Raw genomic sequence first — 5,683 nt, forward strand, 5'->3', positions numbered from 1 at the left:
GACGACACTCATCAGATCTTTGAACTCGCTGTTAAACACTGCAATAAGATCATCGGCGGATTCGACAAAGATATGGTTGCCACTTCCCGCGCTGGCCAATTTGCTCATCAAGTCTTCGTTGTACCCAAGTCCCAGCCCCAGCGTACTGACGCTGATCCCTTCTTTGACAAGCGAGGCACCGAGTCGTTCCAATTCACGAGGACTTTTGGGTCCGACGTTGGCAATCCCATCGGACAACAGGATCACACGATTGACCGAATCGGCTCCGAGGAACTTCCGCACCTCAGCGGCTCCTTTGCTGACACCGGCGAACAACGCCGTATTGCCATCGGCTTGGATACCACGGATTTTGGCGATGATGGATTTTCGATCGGTTGCCTTGGTTGCCGGCACCAAGACCTCGGTCGACGAGTTGTACAGCACCACCGAAACGATATCCCGGTCTTGCAGTCGATTGATCGCCGCAATCGCAGCCTTGCGAGCCTGGACGATCTTCTCACCGCTCATTGACCCGCTGGTATCGATCACGATGGCGACGTTCACCGGGGGCCGTGTTTCAGCCTGAGGAAGCTCGGCGCCGGTCAAGGCGATGCGAATGTAGTTGGTCGATTTCTCGTCCGCTTGCATCGTTGGACTCGAGACACCGACGTCCAACCCGACCTGCGCCGCCGCAACAGCGGCGACCACGAATTGGCTGGCCGCGATGACGGCGGCCAGCATGAACGCACTGCGAACTTGACGGAACATGACGAGATCTCCTTGAGTAGCCAGGGATACGATCGCCACGCGTTAGCGATCGCTTAGGAAGATCATCAAACCATGTTCCCGAGGATGAATGGTTCGCGGGAGATCAAAACAATGTAAAAACATTGTCTGACGGGTAATTCAGACGGGTGATTACGGAGCTTCAGCTTTCGCTTTGTCACCTTCGACCGGCGGCATCACAGCCTTGGGTTTCTCGGTGACGGTTCCGGGGACGAGCCATGGGCCGCGTGAATTTTCTTTGATTAGTCGCATCAATTCGTCACTGTCGATCGCCTCGACATCGAGCAGTCGCTGGGTGACCGCTTCGAGCACCTCGCGGCGCTGCTCAAGGATTTCGCGAGTCTGCACCAGTGCGTCCTCGATGATCCGGGCGACTTCTTTGTCGATCATCTTGGCCATCTCTTCGCTGTGGTTCATTTGATAGCCGTCACCCCCACTGCTGGCCAAGAATGCGGAGCGTGAACTACGGCGAAAATTGATCCGCCCCATCCGGCTCATCCCATAATCCATCACCATGCTGCGTGCGATCTCGGTACAACGTTCGAGGTCATTCTGGGCTCCGGTGCTAATGTCTTGGAATGTCATTTCCTCGGTCAACGTGCCAGCCAACAACACTTTCATGTTGCTTTCCAATTCCGTTTTGGTCATCAAATAGCGATCCGATTCGGGACGCTGCATCGTGTAACCGAGCGCAGCCAACCCGCGAGGAATGATGCTGACCTTATGAACGGGATCGGTATTGGGCAATGCAGCCGCGACGATCGCGTGTCCGGCTTCGTGATACGCGACACGAATTTTCTCATCTTCGTTCATGACGCGGTTCTTTTTCTCTAGCCCCGCTGTTACTCGCTCGACCGCTTCATTGAACTGCTCAATTCCCACGGTTTGCTTTTCCGCCCGCGCGGCCAACAGCGCCGCTTCGTTGACGAGATTGGCCAAGTCCGCCCCGACGAAACCGGGCGTAATCGAGGCGATGTCGCGAAGTTCCACCTTCTCGTCCAATCGCACATTTTTGACGTGGACTTTCAAGATTTCTTCGCGACCGGCGACATCGGGGCGATCGACCAAGACGTGTCGATCGAATCGTCCCGGACGCAGCAGTGCGGGGTCCAAGGTTTCCGGACGGTTGGTGGCCGCGACAATAATCACGCCCGAGTTGGAATCAAATCCATCCATCTCGACCAACAACGCGTTGAGCGTTTGTTCGCGTTCATCGTGTCCGCCGACCACGCTGCCGCTACGGCTTTTTCCCAAAGCGTCCAGCTCGTCGATAAAGATAATGCAAGGCGCCCGGCTGGTCGCTTGTTGGAACATATCACGGACGCGAGCCGCCCCAACACCAACGAACATTTCGACAAAGTCGCTACCGGAAAGACTGAAAAACGGCACCCCGGCTTCGCCGGCAATCGCTTTGGCGAGCAAAGTCTTGCCGGTACCGGGAGGCCCCACCAACAACACTCCCTTGGGAATGCGGCCGCCGAGTGATTGATATTTGTCACTGTTTTTCAAAAAGTCAACGACTTCACGAACCTCGTCAACCGCTTCTTCGATTCCCGCCACATCGGCAAACGTCAGCGGCAGCTCTTCTTGACCGTACAGTTTCCCACGACTTCGCGAAAATGACATCGGCGACCCCACGCCACCAATCCGGCGAAGCATCATGATGCCCAGCATCACCAAGACGCCGATCATCAATAACTCGGGCCAATGTTGCTCGAAGAAGCGGCTTGGACGATCGTTGTCCCAGATCACCCCGGATTCGGTCAGCAATTCGGCCAATCGGCGATCCTCGGTTTCATTCCCCGAGGTGTGGATGGTTTCAAACTGGATCGGCTCGAGCTTGGCCGCAGGCTTTGCTCCGAGCGGACGGTACATCACCGTGCCGGTAATCTTTTCGTCCGACACTTTAATGTATTGGGGGCGGCTGTACTCGACCTTTTTGTCGGGGTCGCTGATCGACGAAACCACCAACGTCCGAGGATCGTTCGCTACCGATTCGGATGGATTTGCTTGAACTTCATTATTGGTTTCGGCCGCATCCGCATCGTCCGAATCAGCCACGGCCGTGTCGGATTCCGAGGGCTTTGTCGGATCGTCAGACTTCATCGCCGTTTCGTCTGCGGTCGCCGACGGATTCGCGGTCGCAGATTTGCGTGCGTCGGCTTCTTTTTGCAGCAGGACCAGCAGGTCCGGATAACGCAGCCGGTGGCTGTTATTACTGAACAAAAACGTACTGAGCAGTACGGCGGAGACGATCGCAGCGAGCACCAACCACATATTTCCGCCGCTTCGTGGTTCGTTGCTGCTCGATTTTTTTCGCTTATCGTCGGTCATTGCGTTACCAGAGAGGGGTCTCGATTTTAGATATTTCGTATGTCATCAAGTCGAAAAAGTGGGGTAAGCTTTCTGCTTGCAAGGCAATCCCAACGCACGCCATCGATGCGAAACGATGCGGTCCTGCGGGTCGCTTGCCCCCAAACGCCAGACGAGATGATCCGTTAGACAGTATTTTATTACGTATTGTTTGATTGCCCACGTCCAACGGCAAGCCTATGTTGGGCGGAACCAGATGGAGCGATCGATCGTAACGAAGGTTCCGGAAGTCCGGCGATCGCCAACGTGAACGTCTTTTGACTACATCACGATGACCGCAATCGTTCACTCGTCTTGCACTGAAAACATCCTTCTCCGACCAAAAAAATTCTCGTGCCAGCGAATTCCGACGAAGCTTCCTCCCCCCGCCCTCTCGCCGATTCTGGTTCTGGACCCGTTACTTTGGACAAACAGGACACCTCGGAATTGCAGTCTTCGCCGGCCATGAACGTGGCCGTGCTGGGAGCCACTGGCAGCATTGGCACCGCGACGATCGACGTTTTGCACCATTTGGACCGGATCGACCCAACGAAGCAGTGGAACCTGTGGGCCGCGTCGGGACACCGCAATGTCGGGCTGCTCGGTGAATTGGCGGGCCAATTCGAACGCCCCCCCCACCAGATCGTCCTGTCGGATCCTGAGTCTGCCGCTGCATTCGCGGCGGGCACGATGCTAGCGAAGACGCAAATCAAAACCGGCCCCGATGCTTTAGTCGAAATTGCCTCGGCCCCCGAAGTCGACGTTGTTGTCGCCGCCATCGTTGGCCGCGCCGGGCTAGAAAGCACGCTGGCGGCGATCGAAAGCGGAAAACGAGTCGCTTTGGCGAACAAAGAAACGCTGGTTGTCGCCGGTTCGCTCGTGCAAGCGAGCTTGCAAAAAACGAAGTTCGACCACCGTGGTGCCGAAGTGCTGCCGGTCGACAGCGAACATTCTGCGATTTTCCAGTGTTTGGGAGACAAAGAAAGCAGTGCCGAGAGCGAAAACCGATGCAAGCCTCGCAAATTAATTCTGACGGCAAGTGGCGGCCCGTTTCGCAATGCATCAATTCAACAGATGCATGACGCCACGCCTCAATTGGCACTGAATCATCCGACCTGGGATATGGGCCCGAAAATTACGATCGATTCGGCAACGATGATGAACAAGGCGCTCGAGGTGATCGAGGCTCGCTGGTTGTTCGACATTCCCGCAGAATCGATTGAGGTGGTGGTCCATCCTCAATCGATCATCCATTCGATGGTCGAATTCGAGGACGGTTCAGTGATTGCTCAATTGAGCCCACCGGACATGCGTTTACCGATTCAATATGCATTGACTTACCCCCGACGACTGCCGTGCGAGACACCGGCACTGGACCGCACGCGACAATGGGATCTGACGCTGCAACCGGTGGACCGCGAGCGTTTTCCGGCGTTGGACCTCGGATTCGAGGTCGCCCGCGTGGGTGGAACCGCCGGTTCGGTGGTCAATGCCGCCAACGAACAAGCGGTCGGTCTGTTCCTGGAAGGAAAAATTCGCTTTACTGACATCGTGCCCGCGTGCCGCCGGGCTTTGGAACACCATCATTTCGAGCCTCAACCGTCGTTAAGTCGGCTGTTGGAGTTGGACCGATGGGCTCGTGCCGAAGTTCGCAAACAATATGCAACCTAAAACCTAATTAAATATGTTTATCGATTTACTTGCCCAATTTTTGCCGTTGGCAGCCACCGACGAAGCTGGCGTACTTACTTCCTTGGCGACCCAGATCTGGCAATGGGGACTGGTCGCATTAGGCATTGGGCTTGTGATTTTCGTTCACGAACTCGGGCACTTTGTCGCGGCCAAATCGTTTGGCGTGAAATGCGAAAAGTTTTACGTCGGATTCGACGTTCCGATCCAAATTGGCCCGATCAAGTTCCCTCGAACGCTGGGCAAATTCCAATACGGCGAGACGGAATACGGAATCGGGATCATCCCGCTGGGCGGCTATGTCAAAATGCTCGGCCAGGACGACGATCCTCGCAAAGCCGAAGAAGAGGCGAAGCGGATTCGTATGAAAGAGGACGAAGCCGAAGCGGACGAAGAGGGTGATGATACTGCCCCTGAAAAACTCGATCCACGCAGTTTCCCCGCTAAACCGGTTTGGCAACGGATGATCATCATCAGCGCCGGCGTGGTGATGAACTTGATCACCGGCGTGTTGTTTGCCGCGATCGCGTACGGCTACGGCGTCACCTACAACCCATCGATCATCGGCGGCGTGACCCCAGGCGGCCCGGCGTGGCAGGCTGGCATTGAACCCGGCGGGCAAGTCGTGTCGGTTGGCGGTTTGACCGACGACCAGATGCATTTCCGTGAAATGCGAATGGCGATTTTGACCGAAGGGTTGGATAACCCCGAAAAGCCCATCAGCTTGTCGATTCGCTATGACGAAGGGGTTCGAAAATCCAACCTAAAAACGGCGTCTCACCCCGAAAACTCGGACGTGCGGATGATCGGGATCGTCAGCCCCACCTCGCTTGAACTCAGCTCGAAAACCGTCGCGATGCCTGGCAGTATCGCCGCC

General features: G+C 55.9%; 4 protein-coding genes. 2 read left to right on the forward strand and 2 right to left on the reverse strand.

Annotation, left to right across the window (positions count from 1 at the left end; translation table 11 throughout):
• Both ABX962_RS28490 and ftsH read right to left on the reverse strand, forming a co-directional pair.
• Positions 1-747 (reverse strand): VWA domain-containing protein (locus ABX962_RS28490; protein WP_372724557.1); only part of this gene is annotated, 747 nt, incomplete at its 3' end.
• Positions 748-897: 150 nt separating this feature from the next.
• A complete protein-coding gene (gene ftsH, locus ABX962_RS28495) occupies positions 898-3,099 on the reverse strand; it encodes an ATP-dependent zinc metalloprotease FtsH (protein WP_372724559.1) in 2,202 nt (733 codons plus the stop codon).
• A gap of 441 nt (positions 3,100-3,540) precedes the next feature.
• Between ftsH and dxr the strand changes: the two genes are divergently transcribed.
• Both dxr and ABX962_RS28505 read left to right on the forward strand, forming a co-directional pair.
• Entirely contained in the window at positions 3,541-4,788 is a 1,248-nt protein-coding gene (gene dxr, locus ABX962_RS28500; RefSeq protein WP_372724561.1) for a 1-deoxy-D-xylulose-5-phosphate reductoisomerase, read from the forward strand.
• A gap of 13 nt (positions 4,789-4,801) precedes the next feature.
• Positions 4,802-5,683, forward strand: an 882-nt coding sequence (locus ABX962_RS28505; protein WP_372724563.1) for a site-2 protease family protein, incomplete at its 3' end; no start/stop codon positions are given.

Source organism: Novipirellula sp. (genome assembly GCF_041583735.1).
In the GTDB taxonomy this organism is placed as follows: Bacteria; Planctomycetota; Planctomycetia; order Pirellulales; family Pirellulaceae; genus Novipirellula.

Excerpts from the sequence above, each read along its gene's own strand:
- ftsH (WP_372724559.1), bottom strand. The coding sequence starts at position 3,099 with ATGACCGACGATAAGCGAAAAAAATCGAGCAGCAACGAACCACGAAGC.